Annotated in this window: 5 protein-coding genes and 1 pseudogene; 2 read left to right on the top strand and 4 right to left on the bottom strand. The window is 70.0% G+C overall.

What is annotated here, in order from left to right; all coding sequences use genetic code 11:
• Both DM816_RS40105 and DM816_RS40100 read right to left on the bottom strand, forming a co-directional pair.
• The coding region (locus DM816_RS40105) for a DUF1684 domain-containing protein (RefSeq protein WP_162908344.1) at positions 1-515 on the bottom strand (515 nt) is incomplete at its 3' end.
• Entirely contained in the window at positions 512-1243 is a 732-nt protein-coding gene (locus tag DM816_RS40100) for a lysophospholipid acyltransferase family protein (RefSeq protein ID WP_246002679.1), read from the bottom strand. The genes DM816_RS40100 and DM816_RS40105, both read right to left, overlap by 4 nt.
• Before the next feature lie 36 nt (positions 1244-1279).
• Here DM816_RS40100 and DM816_RS40095 point away from each other — a divergent pair, with 36 nt between their 5' ends.
• Both DM816_RS40095 and cydB read left to right on the top strand, forming a co-directional pair.
• Positions 1280-2659, top strand: coding sequence for a cytochrome ubiquinol oxidase subunit I (locus DM816_RS40095; RefSeq protein ID WP_117215689.1), 1380 nt, complete (start codon positions 1280-1282; stop codon positions 2657-2659).
• A 9-nt stretch (positions 2660-2668) separates the two neighbouring features.
• A complete protein-coding gene (gene cydB / locus DM816_RS40090) occupies positions 2669-3664 on the top strand; it encodes a cytochrome d ubiquinol oxidase subunit II (RefSeq protein ID WP_117215688.1) in 996 nt (331 codons plus the stop codon).
• A 66-nt stretch (positions 3665-3730) separates the two neighbouring features.
• Here cydB and DM816_RS40085 read toward each other — a convergent pair whose 3' ends face one another.
• Together DM816_RS40085 and DM816_RS45035 are read right to left on the bottom strand one after the other, a co-directional pair.
• Positions 3731-4198, bottom strand: coding sequence for an NUDIX domain-containing protein (locus DM816_RS40085; RefSeq protein WP_162908343.1), 468 nt, complete (start codon positions 4196-4198; stop codon positions 3731-3733).
• 307 nt (positions 4199-4505) lie between these two features.
• Positions 4506-4987: pseudogene (locus DM816_RS45035) on the bottom strand (hypothetical protein); the annotation flags it as partial.

Here is a 4987-nt window from a genome sequence, read left to right as displayed (position 1 = left end):
GCCAGCGGGCAGGTCCAGCGCGGCGAGTAGGCGCACGAAGGGTTGTAGGCGTAGTTGAAGTCCAGCCGCACCCGGTCGGGCCCCAGCAGCCGCACACCGCGCCCGAACGTGCCCTTGACGGTGTCGGTCAGGTACCTTCCGCCGCCGTAGGTGAGCGTGCCGGCCGTGGTGTCGCGAAACGGCAGGAACAGCCCGCCGCCGTAGGCGTCGATCCAGAACAGGGTCAGCGGCCCGAACGGTGTGGCGGCGATGCCCAGCCGCCGGTAGGCGACCACGCCGTCGGTGTCGCCGGTGTCCACGCTGTACCCGCCGTCGGCCGGCGCCAGCACGGCGTCGACGATGGCGCCGGGATTGGGCGGGAAGTACGCCGGGGCCGGCGCGCCCGGCGCAAGAGGCGACTGCGGGTGGGTGGCGAACAGTTCGGCCCGCCCGCGGCGGAACCCGTCCAGGTCCACATCGGACAGATACAGCCGCGCGACGCGTTCGCGGAAGTCGGCAAGCTCAAGCATCGTCATGATCTGATTCTGCGGCTTCGGGCGGTCGTCACGGGCCGGGTCGGGTCGATGTAGCGGGGCAGGTCGGGTTCGTCGGCGCGCAGCGGCTCCAGCGCGGCGGTGACGGCGTCCATGACGCGGTCGGTGGCCTTCTGCGCCGCGCCGGGGCGGGCCGGGTCGATGCCCGACAGGTCCACCGGGAGTCCGAAGTGGACTTTGACGGTCGGCTTGTGCCGCAGCGAATGCCACAGCCGCGGCCACATGCCGCGCGGCGCGTCGTAGGGCACGACCTCGTGCGCGCCCCACACCGCCACCGGGATCACCGGTGCGCCGGTGGCCAGCACGAGCCGCCCGACGCCGGTCTTGCCCTTCTCCGGCCACAGGCCCGGGTCACGGCTGATGCGGCCCTCGGGGTAGATGAGCACGGACCGGCCGGTACCCAGCACGGCCACGGCGTCGTGCAGCGCCTGCGGCGCGTTGGGGGTGTCGCGGTCCACCCGGATGTGTCCCCAGCGGCGCATCAACCAGCCCAGGATCGGGGTCTGGAACGGGCCCGGGTGTGACATGAACGCCGGGAACGCCCCCGCCAGCCCGGTCGCGGCGGTGAGCACCACCGGGTCGAACGGACTGATGTGATTGGACGCCAGCACGCACGCCCCGCGCGTTGTGAGATTGTCGATACCGGTGACGCTCAAGCGGCTCAAGCACCTGGTAACCAGCAGGGCTGCGGCGGAAGTGGGCTGTTTCACGATCGAACATCCTTACACACGACGTATGGTCGCCTCATGGACGCGACTGAGCTGGCCCGATGGCAGTTCGGCATCACCACGGTGTACCACTTCCTGTTCGTCCCGCTGACCATCGGCATGGCGTTCATGGTGGCCGCCTTCCAGACCGCGTGGGTGCGCACGGGCGACGAGAAGTGGCTGCGGCTGACCAAGTTCTACGGCAAACTGTTCCTGATCAACTTCGCGATGGGTGTGGTCACCGGGATCGTGCAGGAGTTCCAGTTCGGCATGAACTGGTCGACCTATTCGCGGTTCGTGGGTGACATCTTCGGCGCGCCGCTGGCCATCGAGGCGCTGCTGGCGTTCTTCCTGGAGTCGACGTTCCTCGGGTTGTGGATTTTCGGCTGGGACCGGCTGCCCAAGCGGGTGCACCTGGCCTGTCTGTGGATCGCGGCGGTCGGCACGGTGCTGTCGGCCTTCTTCATCCTGGCGGCCAACTCGTGGATGCAGAACCCGGTGGGCTTCAGATACAACCCCGACAAGGGGCGGGCCGAGCTGACCGACTTCTGGGCGGTGCTGACCAACAAGGTCAATCTGATTACGGTACCGCATACGGTCGCCGGTGCGTTCCTGGCCGCCGGTGGGCTGGTGACGGCGGTGGCGCTGTGGCATCTGCGCAGGCAGTCCGCCGACACGGCGGCGTATCGCAGCGCGCTGAAGGTGGGCGCGTGGACGACGCTGGCGGCGATGGGCGCGCTGCTGTTCACCGGCGACATCCAAGGCAAGATCATGACGCAGGTGCAGCCGATGAAGATGGCCGCCGCCGAAGGGCTGTACGAGACGCAGTCGCCGGCGCCGTTTTCGGTCCTGACGATCGGCACGCTGGACGGGTCGCGTCCGGTGTACCAGATCGAGATCCCGGGGCTGCTGTCGTGGCTGGGCACCGGCGACTGGGACGGCACCGTGCACGGCATCAACGACCTGCGGGCCGAATACGTCGCCAAATACGGCGAGGGCTCCTACACGCCGATCATCCCGGTGACCTACTGGACGTTCCGGCTGATGATCGGGTTCGGGGCGGCCGCGGCGCTGATCGCGTTGTGGGCGCTGTGGGCCATGCGCCGCGACCGATACGGGCCGTGGCTGGCGCGGGCGGCGCTCGCGTTGCCGCTGCTGCCTTTGGCGGCCAACACCACCGGCTGGGTGTTCACCGAGATGGGCCGGCAGCCGTGGATCGTGTTCGGGCAGATGCTCACCGCCGAGGCGGCCTCGCCGTCGGTGGCCGCCGCCGACGTGGCCACGTCGCTGGCCGTGTTCAGTGTCCTTTATGGAGTGCTGGCGGTGGTGGAGGTGGGGCTGCTGGTGCGCTTCGCCCGGGCCGGCACACCCGAGATCAAAGAGCCGCAACAGCCGGAACAACTGGCCTTCGCGTACTAGGAGTCCACTGTGGAACTTCACGACCTGTGGTTCGGGCTGATCGCCGTGCTGTTCGTGGGCTATTTCGTGCTGGAGGGGTTCGACTTCGGCGTGGGCATGCTGCTGCCGGTGCTGGGGCGCGACAACACCGGGCGGCGGGTGCTCATCAACACGATCGGCCCGGTGTGGGACGGCAACGAGGTGTGGGTGATCACGGCGGGTGGGGCGATGTTCGCCGCGTTCCCGGAGTGGTATGCCACCCTGTTTTCCGGATTTTACCTGCCGCTGCTGCTGATCCTGGCGGCGCTGATCGTGCGCGGCGTGGCGTTCGAGTACCGCGGCAAGCGCCCCGAGCCGGTGTGGCAGGCCCGCTGGGACAAAGCCATCTTCTTCGGCTCGCTGATCCCGGCCGTGCTGTGGGGGGTGGTGTTCGGCAACATCGTGCGCGGGGTCCGGCTGGACGCGGCGCACGAGTACGCCGGTACCCAGATGGATCTGTTGAATCCCTACGCGCTGCTGGGTGGGCTGACCACGCTGGTGCTGTTCGTCACGCACGGGGCGATTTTCGTGGCGCTCAAGACCACCGGCGACATCCGGGCGCGGGCCAACCGGCTGGCGTTCCGGGCCGGGCTGGGCGCGGGCGTGGTGGCCGTGGCCTTCCTGGCGTGGACGTTCGCGCAGCGGGCGTCGACATTGTCCGTCGTGTTCGGAGTGATCGCGGTGCTGGGTCTGGCCGCGGGGCTCGTCGCCAACCGGGCCGGGCGCGAAGGCTGGGCGTTCGTCGGCACGGCCACGGCGATCGCGCTCGCGGTGGCGGCCCTGTTCGCCGGCCTGTACCCGAACGTGCTCCCATCGACGCCGGCCGAGGCCAACAGCCTGACCGTGACCAATGCCTCGTCCACGCCCTACACGCTGCGGATCATGTCGTGGGTGGCGCTGGTGTTCACCCCGCTGGTCCTGCTCTACCAGGGCTGGACCTACTGGGTCTTCCGCAAACGCCTCTCCCCCACCCACATCCCCCACTGACCCCCTCCGCGTCGATCATGAACTTACGTCCATGCTCGGCGGCGGGTCGTCACGCCAACTTCATGATCAGGCCAGCTCGTCGAGGTCGAGACCTTCGGCCAGTTCCCGGTACAGCCGCGAGTCCAGGAACGGTCCGACGACGAAGCCGGACGCGGGGCTGAACGCGCGTCCACTTTGGACCTCGGGCCCGGGCACGAACTGCACCACGTATTCGCCGCGGCGGGCCAGCGCCCCCGGGATCGCGTCGGTGGTGATGTCGGCGGTCGCGGCGGGAATGCGTGCCGCGTACAGGAATGTCTGTACCAGCGGGTCCGGGATGCTGCCCCGCCACGCCAGGCGCAACCCGGCCGGGTCCGGCGCCAGGCCGGTCTGCTCGCGCGTCAGCCGGATGGCCGCCTGCTTGGGGGATTCGCCGGAGCCGCAGGCGCCGCCGATCAGGCTCCACCGGTTGGCCCGCACGGCCGACTGCTCATCGCGCATGCGCAGCAGCAACTCGCCGTGCCGGTTCACGAGCGCGACCAGGACGATGCTCATGCCTTGCAGGGTAGCTCCCGCCGGCGAACCATCAGGGTGCCCTGCGAGGGCGGTCCGTGACGGCGCACCGTCTTTCAGGCCGAACAGCGGTCGCAGGCAGGGCGGTCCTCGCCCGCCGCTTGCGGGTCGGACCGGCGATCGGACAAGCCGTTCCGGCGCCGCAACGCGGGAAACGGCGTGCGCGGACCGTTCCCGGGCTTGCGGGTTGACCATGAGGTTGGTGCCGCGACAGGCCGCCGAGCAGGGAGGGGGCGCCGCAGGCGGGGTGATGGGTGGGCCTGCGGCGCGGAGTCGGGGTTGGTGGGGGTCAGGCGCCCAGCTCGGCGAGTTTGGCCTCGAGCTCGGCCAGCTCCGCGCGCAGTTTTTCGGCGTGGGCCTGGGCCTGGGCGCGCTCGGCGGACAGGATGTGCTCGACGGCCTCGTGCACGCCCGGGACGTCGAGCAGGGAGACCATTTTGAGTGCCTCGGCGGGCTTGATGACGTAGGGCTTGGCCAGCGTCTTGCTGCCCTGCACGGCGCCGACCGTCCACTCCCCCTCGGTGTAGGCCAGGGTGACGGTGAAGCTGGGCAGCGGCTTGGCCTTGCCCTTGCCACCCGCGCCGCCGCCGGCACCGGCGGGCTTGCGTGGGGCGGGGGTGGCGGCAGCCGAGGCGTCGGCCGGGGTCTTGTCTGCTTCGGACATCGTGGTCTTCTTCTCCTGTGCGGCGGGGGTGGCGGCCTGGCTCTTGGCGGGCGGGGCCTCGCGGACGACCTTGAACTCCGGCGTGGGCGGGGCGGGCGGGGCCGGCT

It is taken from the genome of Allorhizocola rhizosphaerae (assembly GCF_003426775.1).
Taxonomy (GTDB): Bacteria; Actinomycetota; Actinomycetes; order Mycobacteriales; family Micromonosporaceae; genus Allorhizocola; species Allorhizocola rhizosphaerae.
This window is presented reverse-complemented; position numbering and strand designations above follow the sequence as displayed.

Bases quoted from the DNA above. Each gene is read 5' to 3' on its own strand.
- DM816_RS40095 (WP_117215689.1), top strand. From the start codon at position 1,280: ATGGACGCGACTGAGCTGGCCCGATGGCAGTTCGGCATCACCACGGTG.
- DM816_RS40085 (WP_162908343.1), bottom strand. From the start codon at position 4,198: ATGAGCATCGTCCTGGTCGCGCTCGTGAACCGGCACGGCGAGTTGCTG.